General features: G+C 64.4%; 15 protein-coding genes and 1 tRNA gene. 14 read left to right on the forward strand and 2 right to left on the reverse strand.

Features of this window, described 5'->3' with window-relative positions; translation table 11 throughout:
* Positions 1-62: 62 nt before the first annotated feature.
* From H3H55_RS07760 to H3H55_RS07825, 14 genes are all read left to right on the forward strand, one after another.
* Positions 63-767 (forward strand): CoA transferase subunit A, encoded by a 705-nt coding sequence (locus H3H55_RS07760; protein WP_011545238.1) that lies wholly within the window; start codon positions 63-65, stop codon positions 765-767.
* 1 nt (position 768) lies between these two features.
* Positions 769-1,410, forward strand: coding sequence for a CoA transferase subunit B (locus H3H55_RS07765; protein WP_193098213.1), 642 nt, complete (start codon positions 769-771; stop codon positions 1,408-1,410).
* A 198-nt stretch (positions 1,411-1,608) separates the two neighbouring features.
* Positions 1,609-2,505 (forward strand): alpha/beta fold hydrolase, encoded by an 897-nt coding sequence (locus H3H55_RS07770; RefSeq protein ID WP_193098214.1) that lies wholly within the window; start codon positions 1,609-1,611, stop codon positions 2,503-2,505.
* An 80-nt stretch (positions 2,506-2,585) separates the two neighbouring features.
* Positions 2,586-2,939: a RidA family protein gene (locus H3H55_RS07775; RefSeq protein ID WP_014897238.1), complete on the forward strand. Its 354-nt coding sequence runs from the start codon at positions 2,586-2,588 to the stop codon at positions 2,937-2,939.
* A 39-nt stretch (positions 2,940-2,978) separates the two neighbouring features.
* Positions 2,979-5,213 (forward strand): RelA/SpoT family protein, encoded by a 2,235-nt coding sequence (locus tag H3H55_RS07780; protein WP_193098215.1) that lies wholly within the window; start codon positions 2,979-2,981, stop codon positions 5,211-5,213.
* An 85-nt stretch (positions 5,214-5,298) separates the two neighbouring features.
* Positions 5,299-5,375: transfer RNA gene (locus H3H55_RS07785), tRNA-Val, on the forward strand.
* Between the two features lie 271 nt (positions 5,376-5,646).
* Positions 5,647-7,554, forward strand: coding sequence for a threonine--tRNA ligase (thrS, locus tag H3H55_RS07790; protein WP_193098216.1), 1,908 nt, complete (start codon positions 5,647-5,649; stop codon positions 7,552-7,554).
* 49 nt (positions 7,555-7,603) lie between these two features.
* A complete protein-coding gene (gene infC / locus H3H55_RS07795) occupies positions 7,604-8,128 on the forward strand; it encodes a translation initiation factor IF-3 (RefSeq protein ID WP_071734130.1) in 525 nt (174 codons plus the stop codon).
* 190 nt (positions 8,129-8,318) lie between these two features.
* Positions 8,319-8,516, forward strand: a complete 198-nt coding sequence (gene rpmI / locus H3H55_RS07800) for a 50S ribosomal protein L35 (RefSeq protein ID WP_004191477.1) — start codon at positions 8,319-8,321, stop codon at positions 8,514-8,516.
* 30 nt (positions 8,517-8,546) lie between these two features.
* The gene (gene rplT, locus H3H55_RS07805; protein WP_004192938.1) at positions 8,547-8,906 is read left to right on the forward strand and encodes a 50S ribosomal protein L20; all 360 of its coding nucleotides are present in this window, start codon (positions 8,547-8,549) and stop codon (positions 8,904-8,906) included.
* 149 nt (positions 8,907-9,055) lie between these two features.
* A complete protein-coding gene (gene pheS / locus H3H55_RS07810; RefSeq protein WP_193098217.1) occupies positions 9,056-10,069 on the forward strand; it encodes a phenylalanine--tRNA ligase subunit alpha in 1,014 nt (337 codons plus the stop codon).
* A gap of 96 nt (positions 10,070-10,165) precedes the next feature.
* Positions 10,166-12,595 carry a phenylalanine--tRNA ligase subunit beta gene (gene pheT / locus H3H55_RS07815; protein WP_193098218.1) on the forward strand — a complete coding sequence of 810 codons (2,430 nt, stop codon included), beginning with the start codon at positions 10,166-10,168 and terminating at the stop codon, positions 12,593-12,595.
* Between the two features lie 73 nt (positions 12,596-12,668).
* Entirely contained in the window at positions 12,669-13,055 is a 387-nt protein-coding gene (locus H3H55_RS07820; RefSeq protein ID WP_046545481.1) for an integration host factor subunit alpha, read from the forward strand.
* Positions 13,056-13,117: 62 nt separating this feature from the next.
* Positions 13,118-13,534 (forward strand): MerR family transcriptional regulator, encoded by a 417-nt coding sequence (locus H3H55_RS07825; RefSeq protein WP_193098219.1) that lies wholly within the window; start codon positions 13,118-13,120, stop codon positions 13,532-13,534.
* An 88-nt stretch (positions 13,535-13,622) separates the two neighbouring features.
* On the opposite strand, the gene H3H55_RS07830 is transcribed toward H3H55_RS07825, so the two are convergent.
* Both H3H55_RS07830 and H3H55_RS07835 read right to left on the reverse strand, forming a co-directional pair.
* The gene (locus H3H55_RS07830) at positions 13,623-15,833 is read right to left on the reverse strand and encodes a hypothetical protein (RefSeq protein ID WP_193098220.1); all 2,211 of its coding nucleotides are present in this window, start codon (positions 15,831-15,833) and stop codon (positions 13,623-13,625) included.
* A 349-nt stretch (positions 15,834-16,182) separates the two neighbouring features.
* A complete protein-coding gene (locus H3H55_RS07835) occupies positions 16,183-17,061 on the reverse strand; it encodes a tyrosine-protein phosphatase (protein ID WP_193098221.1) in 879 nt (292 codons plus the stop codon).
* Between the last annotated feature and the right edge of the window lie 325 nt (positions 17,062-17,386).

Consider the following 17,386-nt stretch of genomic DNA (forward strand, 5'->3'; position numbering starts at 1 on the left):
CTTGCGGGCCACGTGGGCGCGTGAACCGGTTTTGCTGGTTTCCATAAAGGAAGGGACAACAGATGAACAAAGTCTATCCAAGCGCGGCTGCCGCGCTGGAAGGGATCGTCCGCGACGGACAGACCTTCGCGGTGGGCGGCTTCGGCCTGTGCGGGATTCCGGAGGCGCTGATCGCGGCGTTGCGCGATTCGGCCGTCAAGGGCATCACCTGCATCAGCAACAACGCGGGCGTCGACGGTTTCGGCCTCGGCCTGCTGCTGGAAACGCGCCAGATCAAGAAGATGATCTCGTCGTACGTCGGCGAGAACAAGGAGTTCGAGCGCCAGTACCTGGCGGGCGAACTCGAGCTCGAATTCACGCCGCAAGGCACGCTCGCCGAAAAGCTGCGCGCGGGCGGCGCGGGCATCCCCGCGTTCTTCACGAATACCGGCTACGGCACCGTGATCGCGGAAGGCAAGGAAACGCGCCAGTTCGGCGATCGCCACTACGTGCTCGAGCCGTCGCTGACGGCCGACGTCGCGCTCGTGAAGGCCTGGAAGGCCGACAAGTCCGGCAACCTGATCTATCGCCGCACCGCGCGCAACTTCAACCCGATGTGCGCGATGGCCGGCAAGATCACCGTGGTCGAGGTCGAGGAGATCGTCGAGAACGGCACACTCGATCCGGACCAGGTCCATACGCCGGGGATTTTCGTGCAGCGCATCGTGCTGAACGCGACGCCCGAAAAACGCATCGAACAACGCGTCGTACGCGCGAAAGGAGACTGACATGGCCTGGAATCGAGACCAGATGGCCGCGCGCGCGGCGAAGGAACTGCAGGACGGCTTCTACGTGAACCTCGGCATCGGCCTGCCGACGCTCGTCGCGAACCACGTGCCGGAAGGCGTCGAGGTGTGGCTGCAGTCGGAGAACGGCCTGCTCGGCATCGGCCCGTCGCCGACCGAAGACGAAGTCGACGCCGATCTCATCAACGCCGGCAAGCAGACCGTCACGACGCTGCCGGGTTCGTCGATCTTCTCGTCGGCCGACTCGTTCGCGATGATCCGCGGCGGCCACATCAACCTCGCGATCCTCGGTGCGATGCAGGTCAGCAAGCAGGGCGACCTCGCGAACTGGATGATCCCCGGCAAGATGATCAAGGGGATGGGCGGTGCGATGGACCTCGTCGCCGGCGTGAAGCGCGTCGTCGTGCTGATGGAGCATGTCGCAAAGGGCGACCAGCACAAGATCCTCGAAGAGTGCAACCTGCCGTTGACCGGTGTCGGTGTGGTCGACCTGATCATCACCGATCTCGGCGTGATCGAAGTGACGCCGGCCGGCCTGAAGGTCCTCGAGCTCGCCGACGGCGTGAGCGTCGACGAGATCCAGGCGAAGACGGGCGCGCCGCTCGACGTCAGCGCGGTCGCCTGAGTTTTCCGCGCGCAGGCGCGGTTTCGACGCCCCGCATGCCGGACGACGGCATGCGGGGCGTTTGTCATGACGCGCGGCCGCGCCGCCTGCCCGGTACCCGGTGGGCGGACCCGTGCGGCGGAAGCGGTTTACAATCGTTTGCATCGGGCGTCGCAAGCGTTGCCCCGCGCGTCGCCCCCGTTCGACAGGATGCCAACGATGCCAACAATTCCAGCGAATCCCCCGGTTCCTCGCCAGCGGCGCGTGCAGTGTGCGAGCGTTGCCGGCCTGCACCACGTCGCCTATACCGAGTGGGGCGATCCCGCCAACCCGCGTGTGCTGGTCTGCGTGCATGGCCTGACCCGTTCCGGGCGTGATTTCGACCGGCTCGCCGCCGCGCTGTCCGATACGTATCGCGTCGTGTGCCCCGATGTCGTCGGACGCGGCCAGTCCGACCGGCTGGCTGATCCGCGGCTCTATGCGATTCCGCAATACGTGGCCGACATGGTGACGCTGATCGCGCGGCTCGACGTCGAATCGGTCGACTGGTTCGGCACGTCGATGGGCGGCCTGATCGGCCTGGCGCTCGCGGGGCTGCCCGGTTCGCCGCTGCGCCGGATGATCGTCAACGATGTCGGCCCGCGCATCGAGCCTGATTCGCTGACGCGCATCGGCGAATATCTCGGCGTGCAGCCGCGCTTTGCGACCGAGCAGGAGGGCATCGATTACCTGACGTCGCTGTCGTTGCCGTTCGGCGCGCTGACCGGCGACGAGTGGCGCGAGATCAACGGACCGCTGCTGCGCGAGCTGCCCGAAGGCGGCTGGACGATGCGCTACGATCCGCGCATCGCCGAACCGTTCAAGGCGACGACGCCCGAACTGGCCGCACTCGGCGAGGCGGCGCTGTGGCGCGCCATCGAGACGACGGACGCGTCGCTGCTCGTCGTGCGCGGCGAAACATCCGACCTGCTGTCGCGCGACACGGTGGCCGAAATGATGCGTCGCGGCCGGCATGTGACGCAGGTCGAGATTCCGGGTGCGGGTCACGCGCCGGCATTCATCAGCGCCGACCAGATAACGCTCGCGCGGCGGTTTTTCGTCGAAGGCGTCGCATAAACGCGTCATAATATGCGGTTCGGCGGCACGCGGGCCGTGTCGCCGTCCGATTCATCATCCACTCACGACCGGAACATTCCATGGCAGTCATTCGTCACCACGTCGGGGCCCGTCTCTCCGAAACCGCGATCCACAACGGTACCGTGTATCTGGCCGGCCAGATCGCCGAAGACACCACGCAGGACATCAAGGGCCAGACGCGCGAAGTGCTCGGCCACATCGATCGCCTGCTCGCCGAAGCGAACAGCGACAAGGCGCATCTGCTGTCGGTGCAGATCTACATCTCGGATCTGGCGAACTTCGAAGGCATGAATGCGGAGTGGGACGCGTGGGTCGCGCAGGGCAACACGCCGCCGCGCGCCACCGTCGAGGCGAAGCTCGCGGATCCGGCGCTGCTCGTCGAGATCGTGGTCGTCGCCGCCCAGCGGAGCTGAGCGTCGTTCGACGATGACCGTATTACGCCAGGCCGTGCAATGACCGAGTCCGTTTCCGCTTCCTCCGTTTCGGCACCGTCGTTCGACGACGTGCTCGCATTCGTGCGCGAGCGGGCCGGCGATGCACGCCTGTCGTCGGGCGAACTGCTCGCCGACCACTCGGCAGGCACGGCGTCGATCATGCGCACGCTGAACGTCGATCCGTCCGCGATGCAGGCCGCCGCGCTGTTCGTGCTGACACCGCACCTGAGCGACCCCGAGCGCGAGCTGACCGAGCGTTTCGGCGACGAAGTGGCGCGCCTCGTGTCCGACGTGCGCAAGCTGTTGCGGCTCGGCACCGTCAGCCTGCGTGCCGCGCAGAATGCGGTGGCCGACGCGGGGCGCGACGCGGCGGAAGAGCGGCGCACGCAGATCGAGGCGTTGCGCAAGATGCTGCTCGCGTTCGCGCAGGATATCCGCGTGGTGCTGATCCGGCTCGCGTCGCGGTTGCAGTCGCTGCGTTACTACGCGGCCGCGAAGATCGATCCGCCGCCCGACGTCGCGCGCGAGACGCTCGAGATCTATGCGCCGCTCGCGAACCGTCTTGGTATCTGGCAACTGAAGTGGGAGCTCGAGGATCTCGCGTTCCGCTTCGAGGATCCCGTCACCTACAAGCGAATCGCGAAACTGCTCGACGAAAAGCGCATCGAACGCGAGGCGTACGTCAGGCAAGCGATCGAGCGGCTGCAGCACGAGCTGGCGGATGCGCACATCCAGGCCGACGTGAGCGGCCGGCCGAAGCATATCTACAGCATCTGGCGCAAGATGCGCGGCAAGGAGCTCGATTTCGCCGAGCTGTACGACGTGCGCGCGTTCCGCGTGATCGTGCCCGACATCAAGGATTGCTACACGGTGCTCGGTATCGTGCATCACCTGTGGCAGCCGGTGCCGAAAGAGTTCGACGACTACATCTCGCGGCCGAAGCCGAACGGCTACAAGTCGCTGCATACGGTCGTGATCGGCGACGACGGCCGCGCGTTCGAAGTGCAGATCCGCACGCAGGAGATGCACCGCTTCGCCGAGTACGGCGTTGCCGCGCACTGGCGCTACAAGGAGGCCGGCACGCGCGGCTACGGCGGCCAGTTCTCGGCGAGCGACAAATACGACGAGAAGATCGCGTGGCTGCGCCAGTTGCTCGCGTGGAAGGATGACGTCGAGGACGGCACCGAGGTGTCGGGCGACCAGGCGTGGGCGCAATTGCGCGAGACGTCGCTCGACGACGACCACATCTACGTGCTCACGCCGCAGGCGCGCGTGATCGCGTTGCCGCAGGGCGCGACGCCGGTCGATTTCGCGTACCACCTGCACAGCGAACTCGGCCATCGCTGCCGCGGCGCGCGTGTCGACGGCGTGATGGTGCCGCTGAACACGTCGCTCGCGAACGGCCAAACGGTCGAGATCGTCGCGGTGAAGGAGGGCGGGCCGTCGCGCGACTGGCTCAACCTGCAGCTCGGTTACCTGAAGAGCCCGCGCGCGCGGCAGAAGGTGCGTGCGTGGTTCAACTCGATCGAGCAGGAAGAAAACGTCGCGCATGGCCGGGCGCTCGTCGAAAAGACGCTGCAGCGCGAGGGCAAGACGTCGGTCAGTCTGGACAACCTCGCCGCGAAGCTCGGCTTCAAGTCGCCCGAGGAGTTGTTCTCGGTCGTCGGCAAGGAAGAGTTCAGTCTGCGCCACGTCGAGCACGCGCTGTCCGATGCGCCGCCGCCTGAACCGGCGCCCGAGGCGCCTGCCGATTTCGAGAAACGCAGCAGCGGCGCGAGCGTGGCGCACGGCGCGTCGACCGGCGTGCTGGTCGTGGGCGTCGACGCGCTGCTGACTCAGCTCGCGCGCTGCTGCCGTCCGGCGCCGCCCGATCCGATCAGCGGTTTCGTCACGCGCGGCAAGGGGATGTCGATCCACCGCACCGACTGCCCGACGTTTCGCCGGATGGTCGAGCGCGCGCCGGAACGCGTGCTGCAGACGACCTGGTCGGCCGACGTGCTGGGCGGGCGCGGCGCGTCCGTCTATCCGGTCGACCTGATGATCGAGGCGAGCGACCGGCAGGGGTTGCTGCGCGACATCTCCGAAGTGTTCGCGCGCGAAAAGATGAACGTGGTCGGCGTGAAGACCCAAAGCCGCCGCAATGCGGCATTCATGCAGTTCACGGTCGAGGTGTCGAATTCGGCGCAGGTGCAGCGCGCCTGCACGCTGCTCGGCGAGGTGCAGGGCGTCGTGCGGGCGGGGCGGAAGGCATGATGGGGTTGGAACACGGTTATTTTGCTGCGACCGCATAAAAAGGCTTGCCAAGCGGACGGTAGCTCCATATAATTTCAGCTTCTCTAGGCTCGTAGCTCAGCTGGTTAGAGCACCACCTTGACATGGTGGGGGTCGTTGGTTCGAGTCCAATCGAGCCTACCAACGAATTGAGAATGCCCGGTTTCCGGGTATTCGATGCAGTAAATAACTCAACGCAAACAAGGCGAATACGGTTATGACACCGCGAACGTTGACCGAAACCTTTTCGGACCGACGCTAGTCGAGGAACGTTTTCGCCCTTTCAGTTTGAGTGAAGTATCGAATGCGGCCCCTCGAAAGCGGGGCCGCATTTTTTTTGTCGCGAAATTTTCGCGCGTGACTTTTATATCGCGTGTTTGGTCTGCCGCCCACTGTCGGCATCACGGAGATTGCTATGGTTTCGATACGCTTGCCTGACGGCTCAGTTCGACAATACGAGCATCCGGTGACAGTTGCCGAGGTTGCAGCCTCGATCGGTCCCGGCCTTGCGAAGGCTGCGCTTGGTGGCAAGCTCGATGGCGAGCTCGTCGATACGTCCGCGGTGATCGACCGCGACGCGTCGCTCGCTATCGTCACGGACAAGGACGCCGACGGCCTCGACATCATCCGTCACTCGGCCGCGCACTTGCTCGCGTACGCAGTGAAGGAACTGTATCCGGAAGCGCAAGTGACGATCGGTCCGGTGATCGACAACGGCTTCTATTACGACTTCGCGTATCAGCGTCCGTTTACGCCGGAAGATCTCGAGAAGATCGAAAAGCGTATGCTGGAGCTCGCCAAGAAGGACGAGCCCGTGACGCGCCGAGTCGTGTCGCGCGACGAGGCGGCGGGGTACTTCCGCAGCATCGGCGAGAAGTACAAGGCCGAGATCATCGAGTCGATTCCGCAGAGCGACGACATCAAGCTGTATTCGCACGGCGGCTTCACCGACCTGTGCCGTGGCCCGCACGTGCCGTCGACCGGCAAGCTGAAGGTCTTCAAGCTGATGAAGGTCGCGGGCGCCTACTGGCGCGGCGATTCGAAGAACGAACAGCTGCAGCGCATCTACGGTACGGCCTGGACGAAGAAGGAAGACCAGGATCAATACCTGCACATGCTCGAGGAAGCGGAAAAGCGCGACCACCGCAAGCTCGGCAAGCAGCTCGACCTGTTCCACATGCAGGAAGAGTCGCCGGGCATGGTGTTCTGGCATCCGAAGGGCTGGGCGCTGTGGCAGCAGGTCGAGCAGTACATGCGCCGCCGCGTGAACGAAGCCGGTTACCTCGAGATCAAGACGCCGATGATCATGGACCGCTCGCTGTGGGAAGCGTCGGGTCACTGGCAGAACTACCGCGAGAACATGTTCACGACGGAGTCGGAGAAGCGCGACTACGCGATCAAGCCGATGAACTGTCCGGGGCACGTCCAGGTGTTCAAGCACGGCCTGCGCTCGTACCGCGACCTGCCGTTGCGTTACGCGGAATTCGGTTCGTGCCACCGCAACGAGGCGTCGGGCGCGCTGCACGGCCTGATGCGCGTGCGCGGCTTCGTGCAGGACGATGCGCACATCTTCTGTACGGAAGACCAGATCATTGCCGAGTCGATCGCGTTCAACAAGCTCGCGATGAGCGTGTACGGTGATTTCGGCTTCGACCACATCGACATCAAGCTGTCGCTGCGTCCGGAGCAGCGCATGGGTTCCGACGAAACGTGGGACCGTGCCGAGCAGGGTCTGCGTGAAGCGCTGACGGCGTGCGGCCTCAAGTGGGAAGAGCTGCCGGGCGAGGGTGCGTTCTACGGTCCGAAGATCGAGTATCACATCAAGGACGCGCTCGGCCGTTCGTGGCAGTGTGGCACGCTGCAGCTCGACATGATGCTGCCGGAGCGTCTCGGTGCCGAGTACGTCGCGGAAGACAACAGCCGTCGTCGGCCCGTGATGCTGCACCGTGCGATCGTCGGTTCGATGGAGCGATTCCTCGGCATTCTGATCGAGCACCACGCTGGTGCGATGCCGGTCTGGCTCGCGCCGATTCAGGCTGTTGTGCTCAATATCGCCGAAAATCAGGTCGAATATGCGCAGTCTCTGGCCCAAACGTTGCAAAAACAAGGGGTTAGAGTGACGGCCGATTTGCGCAACGAGAAGATTAGCTATAAAATACGCGAGCACACGCTGGAAAAGGTGCCTTATCTCCTCGTCGTGGGTGATAAGGAGCGTGATGCGCAAACGGTAGCCGTGCGTGCCCGTGGCGGCGTCGATCTTGGCGTGATGCCGGTCGATGCCTTCGTTGAGCGTCTGCAGGAAGACCTGCGCTCGTTCAAGTAACCGCCCTGGCAGCGCGGCTCGTTTTTTTAATTTTTAGAGGAAACGTAACATCGCTACTGATAAGTCGTCGCATCGCATCAACGGTGAAATCACTGCGCCGGAAGTGCGTCTGGTCGGGATCGAGAACGAACCGCTCGGTATCGTAAAACTCGCTGATGCTTTCCGTAAATCGGAAGAACTGGATGTTGACCTGGTGGAAATCGCGCCGCAAGCGGTTCCCCCGGTTTGCCGTCTGATGGATTACGGCAAGTTCAAGTACCAGGAATCGAAGAAGCAGCACGAAGCGAAGCTGAAGCAGAAGGTCATCCAGGTCAAGGAAGTCAAATTCCGCCCGGGTACCGATGACGGGGATTACAACGTCAAGCTCCGCAACCTCGTGCGCTTCCTCGAAGAAGGCGACAAGACGAAGATCACGTTGCGTTTCCGCGGTCGCGAAATGGCTCACCAGGAAATCGGTATGCGGATGCTTGAGCGTCTGCGCACGGATCTCGAGGAAGTCGGCCAGGTCGAGCAGATGCCGAAGATGGAAGGGCGCCAGATGATCATGGTGCTCTCGCCGAAGAAAAAGAAGTAACGGGCCCGCGCGCTTCGCGCGCAGGTTCGACAGTGGTTCGGCGCGTTGCCCGGTCAGGGCGGCGTGCCAACAATGACGGTGGCTGCGCAAGCAGTTCGCCGTACACAAGTGGACTGGGTTTCGAAGGGCGGGTCAAGGGCGCAAGCCAACCGCACACCCATCGCCATCTAATAAACTGGAGTTGTTCGTCATGCCTAAGATGAAGACCAAGAAGAGCGCTGCAAAGCGCTTCGTGGTGCGTCCGGGCGGTACCGTCAAGCGCGGTCAAGCCTTCAAGCGTCACATCCTGACCAAGAAAACCACGAAGAACAAGCGCCACCTGCGCGGCGCAACGGCAGTTCATGATTCCGATCTGAACTCCGTCCGCGCAATGCTGCCGTTCGCGTAACCCCTCAATCGATACTCTAAGGAGAGAAATATGCCTCGAGTCAAACGTGGGGTAACCGCACGGGCCCGCCACAAGAAGATCATCAACCTGGCCAAGGGTTATCGCGGCCGCCGCAATAACGTCTACCGCATCGCCAAGCAGGCGGTGATGCGCGCTGGCCAGTACGCGTACCGCGATCGCCGCAACAAGAAGCGTGTGTTCCGCGCACTGTGGATCACGCGTATCAACGCGGCAGTCCGCCAGCACGACATGACCTACAGCGTGTTCATCAACGGCCTGAAGAAGGCGTCGATCGAACTCGACCGTAAGGTTCTGGCCGACATGGCGGTGTTCGACAAGGCTGCTTTTGCTGCGATCGTCAAGCAGGTGAAAGCCGCCGTTGCAGCCTAATTGCGAAATTAGCACTGCGTGGTTAGTTGCAGCGATGCTCCGGTAGTCTCGGCCGCTGCAGCGAAAACGGGGCTCTTCCGAGCCCCTTTTTTGTTTGGTGGAGCAGTTTCGCTCGCCAAGACCGAATGACGTTGGAAATGATGGGATCTATGGATCTGGACCAGATTGTCGCCGACGCGCAGCAGTCCTTCGAACAGGCTGCCGACATCACCACGCTCGAAAACGAGAAAGCACGCTTTCTCGGCAAGTCGGGTGCGCTGACCGAGTTGCTGAAGGGCCTCGGCAAGCTCGATCCCGAAACACGCAAGACCGAAGGCGCACGCATCAACGTCGTGAAGCAGCAGGTTGAAGCCGCGCTGACCGCCCGTCGCCAGGCACTGGCCGACGCGCTGCTGAATCAGCGCCTCACTGCCGAAGCGATCGACGTGACGCTGCCGGGTCGTGGCGTCGGCGCAGGCAGCCTGCACCCCGTGATGCGCACGTGGGAGCGGGTCGAACAGATTTTCGGCTCGATCGGTTTCGATGTGGCCGACGGCCCCGAAATCGAGACCGACTGGTACAACTTCACGTCGCTGAACAGCCCGGAGAACCATCCGGCGCGTTCGATGCAGGACACCTTCTACGTCGAAGGCAAGGATGCCGACGGCCGTCAGTTGCTGCTGCGCACGCACACGAGCCCGATGCAGGTGCGTTATGCGCGCATGAACCGTCCGCCGATCAAGGTGATCGCGCCGGGCCGCACGTATCGCGTCGACAGCGATGCGACCCACTCGCCGATGTTCAATCAGGTCGAGGGGCTGTGGATCGACGAGAACATCAGCTTCGCCGACCTCAAGGGCGTCTACACCGACTTCCTGAAAAAATTCTTCGAGCGCGACGACATCCTCGTGCGCTTCCGTCCGTCGTATTTCCCGTTCACGGAACCGTCGGCCGAGATCGACATGATGTTCGAGCAAGGCAAGAACGCCGGCAAATGGCTCGAGATCTCCGGCTCGGGGCAGGTGCATCCGACGGTGATTCGCAACATGGGCCTCGATCCCGAGCGCTACATCGGCTTTGCGTTCGGCAGTGGCCTCGAGCGCCTGACGATGCTGCGCTATGGCGTCCAGGATCTCCGGCTGTTCTTCGAGAACGACCTGCGTTTCCTGCGCCAGTTCGCATAACGCCGCTCGCCGCGCCGACCTGTGCCCGCGCACGCCCCGACGGACGATCCGACGGGGCCCGGGCGTCGATCTAACCTGTTTCGAACGTAGACATCCATGCAATTCCCTGAATCCTGGTTGAGAACCTTTGTCGACCCGCAGCTGACGACCGATGAACTGTCGCACGCGCTGACGATGGCGGGGCTCGAAGTCGAATCGCTGAGCAAGGCTGCGCCGCCGACGTCGAAGATCGTCGTCGGCCGCGTGCTCGAAGTCGCCAAGCATCCGGATGCGGACAAGCTCAATGTCTGCCAGGTCGACGCCGGCACCGGCGCGACGCTGAATATCGTGTGCGGCGCGCCGAACGTGGCGCCAGGCATCAAGGTGCCGGTCGCGCTGGTCGGCGCGGAACTGCCGCCGGCAGAAGAGGGTGGCAAGCCGTTCGCGATCAAGCTGTCGAAGTTGCGCGGGGTGGAGAGCCAGGGGATGCTGTGCTCGGCGCGCGAACTGAAGCTGTCCGAGGATCACAGTGGCCTGCTGATCCTGCCGGAAGACACGCCGGTCGGTCAGGATATCCGCGAGACGCTCAATCTCGACGACACGATTTTCGAAATCAAGCTGACGCCGAACAAGGCCGACTGCCTGTCCGTGTTCGGTATCGCGCGCGAGACGGCCGCGATCACCGGCGCGCCGCTGACGCCGGTCGACATCCGCCCGGTGCGCGTCGAGCTCGACGAGACGCTGCCGGTGCGCATTGCCGCCCCCGATCTGTGCGGCCGCTTCTCGGGTCGCGTGATCCGCGGCGTGAACGCGCATGCGAAGACGCCGCAGTGGATGGTCGAGCGCCTCGAGCGTTCGGGCCAGCGCAGCGTGTCGGCCCTCGTCGACATTTCGAACTACGTGATGTTCGAGCTCGGCCGCCCGTCGCACGTGTTCGATCTCGACAAGATTCACGGCGGTATTGAAGTGCGTTGGGGCAAGCGCGGCGAATCGCTGAAGCTGCTCAACGGCAACACGGTCGAACTCGACGAAACGGTCGGCGTGATTGCGGACGACCGCCACGTGGAAAGCCTGGCCGGCATCATGGGCGGCGACAGCACGGCCGTGACGCTCGACACGACCAACATCTACCTGGAAGCCGCGTTCTGGTGGCCGGACAGCATCCGCGGCCGCGCGCGCAAGTACAACTTCTCGACCGATGCGGCGCATCGTTTCGAGCGCGGTGTCGATTACGCGACGACCGTCGAGCACGTCGAGCGCATCACGCAACTGATTCTCGAGATCTGCGGCGGCAAGGCCGGCCCGGTCGACGATCAGTCCGTGAACCTGCCGCAGCGCGCGCCGGTGAAGATGCGCGTGTCGCGCGCGAACCGCATCATCGGCGTGAAGATCGGCGCCGACGAGATCGCCAGCATCTTCACGCGCCTCGGCCTGCCGTTCGAGCGTGACGACGACGCGTTCCTCGTCACGCCGCCGTCGCACCGCTTCGACATCGAGATCGAGGAAGACCTGATCGAGGAAGTGGCGCGCATCTACGGCTTCGAGAAGATCCCGGCGCGTCCGCCGGTCGCGACGAGCGAAATGCGCGCGACCAACGAGACGCGGCGTTCGATCCACGACATCCGTCACGCGCTGGCCGCGCGCGACTACGCGGAAACCGTCAACTTCAGCTTCGTCGATGCGGAGTGGGAGCACGATTTCGCGGGCAACGACAATCCGATCCGCCTGCTGAACCCGATCGCGAGCCAGCTTTCGGTGATGCGCACGACGCTGTTCGGCAGCCTGATCGCCGTGCTGCGCCACAACCTGAACCGCCGTGCCGATCGCGTGCGCGTGTTCGAGTCGGGCCGCGTGTTCCTCGCCGATCCGTCGGTGAAGGCCGGCGAGCTGGCGGTGGAAGGCCATGCGCAGCCGAAGCGCGTCGGCGCGCTTGCCTATGGCCCGGCGCTCGACGAGCAGTGGGGCGCGGCGACCCGCGCGGTCGATTTCTTCGACGTGAAGGGCGATCTCGAGGCGCTGCTCGCGCCCGCGGCCGCACGCTTCGTGAAGGCCGAGCATCCGGCCCTCCATCCGGGCCGCAGCGCGCGCATCGAAGTCGATGGCCGTGCGGTCGGCTGGATCGGCGAGCTGCACCCGCGCCTGATGCAGAAGTACGAGCTGCCGCACGCGCCGGTGATGTTCGAGATCGACGCGGACGCGCTGATTGCGCGTGCGCTGCCCGCGCCGACCGACGTGTCGAAATTCCCGCCGGTCCGTCGTGATATCGCCGTTGTCGTCGATCAGGCGGTCGAGGTTCAGGCACTTTTCGACGAAATGAAGAAGGCGCTTGCCGAAGAGGCCTGCCGATTCGTTCAGAAGGTTGTACTCTTCGACGAATTTCGTGCAAAATCAAATACTTCCGGTGGTCTCGCCGCGCACGAGAAGAGCCTTGCCTTCCGCGTGACGCTGCAGGACGCGGCTGGCACGCTACAGGACGAGGTCGTCGATCAGGCGATCCAGACGCTGGTCGAGCGGATGGCTCGCGCCGGTGCGCGTCTGCGCGGCTAAGGAGAGGGTCCGCCCGTTCGCGGGCGGCTTTTTCCCCATCGTAAGTTTTGATTTAACGCGCTGTATGGCAGATATGAACGACATGACCTCGAGTGAATTCGAAGCCCTCCTGACGGCGCAACGCAGCGCCATGAACCGCGACGCTTCGGCGCCGGCGTCCACCGAGACGCCCACGCTGACGAAGGCGGAACTGGCGGAGCTGCTGTTCGACAGCGTCGGGCTGAACAAGCGTGAAGCGAAGGACATGGTCGAGGCGTTTTTCGAGGTCATCCGTGACGCGCTCGAAAACGGCGAAAGCGTCAAGCTGTCGGGGTTCGGCAATTTCCAGTTGCGCGACAAGCCGCAGCGCCCGGGCCGCAATCCGAAGACGGGCGAGGCTATTCCGATCGCGGCACGCCGGGTGGTAACCTTCCACGCGAGCCAGAAGCTGAAGGCGCTGGTCGAAAACGGCACGGAGTAACACTCCGCGCGCTGACGTCTCCGCGCGGCCGCCGCGCACCCTTTACCGACGGTTAACCGACGATGACCACTACGGTTGAGAAAGTCGTCTTGCCTCCGATTCCCGCGAAGCGCTACTTCACGATCGGTGAAGTCAGCGAACTGTGCGGGGTCAAGCCGCATGTGCTGCGATATTGGGAACAGGAATTCACTCAGCTGCGGCCGGTGAAACGGCGCGGCAATCGTCGCTATTACCAGCATCACGAGGTGCTGCTGATCCGGCGGATTCGCGAGTTGCTGTACGAGCAGGGGTTCACGATCAACGGCGCGCGCAACCGGCTCGATTCGCCGGGCGGCGAGCGTGCCGCGGCGGCAGCACCCGTCGAGCAGGACGTTCAGGTCGCCGACGCGCGCGTGCCGGGCAAGCCGGGCGCCACCGTCGATGTCGTTGCGTTGCGTCAGGCATTGCTCGACGTGATCGACGGACTGAAGCACGACTGAGCGCGAATAACGAAGCCCGAAGCATCAAATGAAAAGCCCGGTTGGCGAAGCGCCACCGGGCTTTTTTCATGCGCGTCGCGCATGCGCATCAGCGCGATGCGAGCGGATTCTTCTGTCCCATGTCGACGACCAGCGTGCCGTCCGGCAGCATCCGCACCGAGCCCTGCGCGACCTGGCTGCGGTAGCCGTACAAGTCGAAACGCATCGGGCCGGCCTCGGCCGAATTCCGGATCAGCGCGCGCACGTTCAGTTCGAGCACGTTGAACATCTTCATGTCGCCGCCTTCCATCCACATGTAGTTCGGCGCATCGATCTGCGGCCGCTTCGGCGCGGGCGCGCCCGCCGCGCGCCGAAACGTGAGGCGCAGCCCGTCGCGCTCGACCGTTGCCTGCCCGAGCTTGCCGTTCAGCACGGGCGGCGGGAACACCGTGTACTGGTCGAGCACGAGCGTGTCGCCGCGCAGTTCCGCGCCGCGCCGCTGCAGCGGCGTCAGCGAAGCGAGCTCGATGCCGAGCGAGCGCAGCAGCTTCGCCTGCGGAATGCCGAGCACCGACACCTGGGCCGGCTTGAACGCGAGGTGCCGGTCGTCGAGCACGGTCAGCGAGCCCTTCATGTCGGTCGGCAGCCAGACGCCCGGCACGTGATTCCACAGCTTGATGCCGCCCTGGACACGCAGGTTCTGGCCGTCCGCGCTCAGTTGCAGGTCGTTCAGCGAACGCGGCGAGTAGTCGAGCAGGTAGTTGTTGAAGAGCGCGGACATCGCCTTCCACGACTCGACGACCGTGCCGCCGAGAATGCGGATGTCGTACTGGTTCGGATCGTCGAGATCGACGGGTTCGCCGGGCCGCTTCGACACGAGTTCCACGTCGAGATCCTCGACATGGAAGCCGATGTCGCCGGACAGGTTGAAATCGACGTTGCGCAGATGGATCGTCGGGTTGCGGTTCGACACGTGGCGTTCGTTGAACGGCGTGGTCGACGAGCGCCGCATCGCGACCTTCTGCATGCCGGGTCGCACGGTGTCCGCCGCGAGCGCGTAGGCTTCCCAGTGCTGACGCACGTCGCGCAGCGCATTCTGCTGCGCGGCGAGGAAGCTGTCGTTCAGGCGCGCGGCTGCGTTGCCGAGCGCCGCGCCGCTGGCCGGGCCCGTGTACGAAGGCATCCGGATTGCCATCGCACCGCTTTCGTCGAAATTGAAGTAACCGGCCGATACCTGGTCGCGATAGTGATACAGATCGAACACGAAAGTCTGGTCGCGCTTCGCCGGATCGACCGGACCGATCAGGATGTCCGCGTTCATCGGCATCGAGCGCATGAACTTCACGTCGCCGCCGCGAATGACCATCGCCTGCTGCGGTGCGTTCGCGGGCATCGCGAAGCCGGCATGCGTGCCGTCGTCGAGCGTCAGGTCGAGGCCGGCCGGTGTCACGCGCAACGCGGTGATCGTGAGCTTCAGGCGCGGCGGCGGCATCAGCTTGTCGACCGACATCACGAGATCGTCGCCGGCGAGCCGCGCGATCGGCGTCTGGACTTTCAGCAGGTCGGCCATCTTCACGTTGGCCGCGCGCATCACGGGCTGTGCGTTGATGCCCGATACGCGTACGCCGGTCGGGTGGAACACGAGCTGGCTGCCGTCGCGGATCGCGAGCGTGCCGGTCAGCGAGAACGGCACCCAGCCATCGCGCTGCATTTCGCCTTGCAGATGGATCACGCCGTCGCCGGCCGATACCGCGAGGTTGCGTAGCGGCGCGTTGCGGTAGCCGAAGATATAAGTGTTGAAGAGGGCGGTCAGCTTCGCATTGTCGAGCGTGACCGTGCCCTCGTGCACGTCGATCTCGAAGCTGGTCGGATCGTCGAACACGATCGGCGCACCGGCCTGTGTCGGCACGAGCGTGGCCGACAACTGGTGGATGAAGAAGCCGAGGTTGTTGACGATGCGGAAATCGACGTCACGCAGGAACGTCATTGCGCCGTTCTGGCCGGAGTCGCGCAGCGAAAACGGGCGCGGTTGCGTGAGGCGGATCGACGCGAGCGACGGTACGGCGCGCGCGACCTGCTGCTCGCGGGCGAGGCGTTCGGCTTTGGTGCGTTCGATCTTCGTCGACGCGACCGGTGGGTTGCCGTCGCGTTGCGCGGACGATTCCGCACAGCCGGCGCAGAGCAGTGCGAGCGCAAGCGCGCCGCAGCCGAATACGCGGGTTGTCTTGTGCCTGACCGGGGCGGCCGCGCGTCGCGGGCCGGAAATCCAGTCGAAAATTGCCAAAGGCGAGCGATGGCCGCGCCGGACCGCATTCCGCATCGTCTGTCTCCATGTCTTGTCGTGATCGACGGCGGCGCGCGCCAACGCGCGGCGCGAGCGTCGATGCGGTGCAGTGTGTCATAGCGCGCTAGAGCGGCGTTACCAAACAACGGGCGCGCGGGCGCGGCGAGCCGGCGCGCTGCGGGACAATGGATTCGGGCTGGCCGGGCGACCGGATCAAACGGTCGTTTGGTTGCTGCGGACCGTCGGCAGGCGCGTTTTGAAACGACCGGACAAACCCGCCGTCAGCCTTGGCCGGAGCGGGTTTCACCGGATTCGCGACGCGCTTGGCCGGTGCGGTCGAACGCCGCGTGCGATCCGGCCCCGTCGCGGTCGCCCGTGGGCCAGGTCAGATCAGCATGCGCTGCCGGATGGCGCTCAGCGTTGCCTGGTCGAGTTGCAGGCCGTTGTCGATGTACGACGTCATCGAGCCGTACGACGCCGTGACCTGGTCGAACGCCGCCTGCAGATAATCGGTGTGAGCGCCTTGCAACGCGGTCATCAGGTCGGCCGCATTTTGCCCGCCGGCTTTTTGAGCCTGGGCGACCGACGCGGCGATGGTGGCGGCGCTGTAGACGTTGGTCAGCAGGTAGTCGGCGAGAATCGTTTGCTGGGGGATGCCGAGGATCGTGTGCAGGATGGCGGTCGCCCAGCCGGTGCGATCCTTCCCGGCCGTGCAGTGGAAGATCAGGTTTTCGCCGGCGCCGGCGAACCCGGTGAATAGCGCGTGATAGCTCGCATGCGCGGTGTCCGACGTCACGAACGCCCGGTACATGCTCTGCATGAAGGCCGTCGCGGTTGCGCCGGTGGTCGGAAGCGGGTCGATGCTGGCGGCACCCAGCACGTTGAGGTTTTGCCACGTCGCGCCGGCCAGCGGCACATCCGGCTGCGTCTTGATCTCGGCGGGCGTGCGCAGGTCGCAGACCTGCTTGATGCCCAGCGTGCCGACGGTGGCGACGTCGGCGGCGGACAACGCGAGCGCGGACGACCGATAGATCAGGCCTTTCTTCATCGTCGCGCCGCTGGTCGTCACATAGCCGGTTCCGTTCGGTCCGGCCGTGTCGCGAAAGTTCGACGCCGAACTCAGCCGTGGCGTCGTGACAGGTGCGACCGAAATCGAGTCGCCGCCGCATGCGGACAGAAGCGACGTGCTCCCCAGCGCCACGCCGATCGTGCCGGCGCTCAGCCGGAGAAAATCTCGACGGGAGATTTCGTTTTTCTGATGCATTCAATGCCCTTTGTCGAAGACGATTACAAGAAGTCGCGACCGCGGTGGTGACCGAAGCCGCTCCCTGTATCGCGCGCGACGCGGCACAGCCGGGGCGGGCCGGATCGATCGGCATGCAGTCGGACGGTTCGCCGTGCGCATCGATGTCGCGCCGGGTAACCGCACGGTAGCGATGTGTGGCGAAGCAGCCATCGTCCTTTTCGATTAGGGAGGAATGCGGGTTGCCGTCGCGGGCCGTGCATCGTTGACGGTTACGAACGGCGGCGGCGGCGAGTAAGATCGGCATCAGTGGCTGGATCGAACAAAGCACGGTAGCCATCACGGG

It is taken from the genome of Burkholderia sp. Z1 (assembly GCF_014893795.1).
Lineage (GTDB): Bacteria > Pseudomonadota > Gammaproteobacteria > Burkholderiales > Burkholderiaceae > Burkholderia > Burkholderia theae.

Coding starts and splice junctions, on each gene's coding strand:
- thrS (WP_193098216.1), top strand. CDS start 5,647: ATGGTTTCGATACGCTTGCCTGACGGCTCAGTTCGACAATACGAGCAT.
- H3H55_RS07820 (WP_046545481.1), top strand. CDS start 12,669: ATGAACGACATGACCTCGAGTGAATTCGAAGCCCTCCTGACGGCGCAA.
- H3H55_RS07765 (WP_193098213.1), top strand. CDS start 769: ATGGCCTGGAATCGAGACCAGATGGCCGCGCGCGCGGCGAAGGAACTG.
- H3H55_RS07760 (WP_011545238.1), top strand. CDS start 63: ATGAACAAAGTCTATCCAAGCGCGGCTGCCGCGCTGGAAGGGATCGTC.
- H3H55_RS07835 (WP_193098221.1), bottom strand. CDS start 17,061: ATGCATCAGAAAAACGAAATCTCCCGTCGAGATTTTCTCCGGCTGAGC.
- H3H55_RS07830 (WP_193098220.1), bottom strand. CDS start 15,833: ATGCGGAATGCGGTCCGGCGCGGCCATCGCTCGCCTTTGGCAATTTTC.
- H3H55_RS07775 (WP_014897238.1), top strand. CDS start 2,586: ATGGCAGTCATTCGTCACCACGTCGGGGCCCGTCTCTCCGAAACCGCG.
- H3H55_RS07770 (WP_193098214.1), top strand. CDS start 1,609: ATGCCAACAATTCCAGCGAATCCCCCGGTTCCTCGCCAGCGGCGCGTG.
- rplT (WP_004192938.1), top strand. CDS start 8,547: ATGCCTCGAGTCAAACGTGGGGTAACCGCACGGGCCCGCCACAAGAAG.
- pheT (WP_193098218.1), top strand. CDS start 10,166: ATGCAATTCCCTGAATCCTGGTTGAGAACCTTTGTCGACCCGCAGCTG.
- rpmI (WP_004191477.1), top strand. CDS start 8,319: ATGCCTAAGATGAAGACCAAGAAGAGCGCTGCAAAGCGCTTCGTGGTG.
- H3H55_RS07825 (WP_193098219.1), top strand. CDS start 13,118: ATGACCACTACGGTTGAGAAAGTCGTCTTGCCTCCGATTCCCGCGAAG.
- pheS (WP_193098217.1), top strand. CDS start 9,056: ATGGATCTGGACCAGATTGTCGCCGACGCGCAGCAGTCCTTCGAACAG.
- H3H55_RS07780 (WP_193098215.1), top strand. CDS start 2,979: ATGACCGAGTCCGTTTCCGCTTCCTCCGTTTCGGCACCGTCGTTCGAC.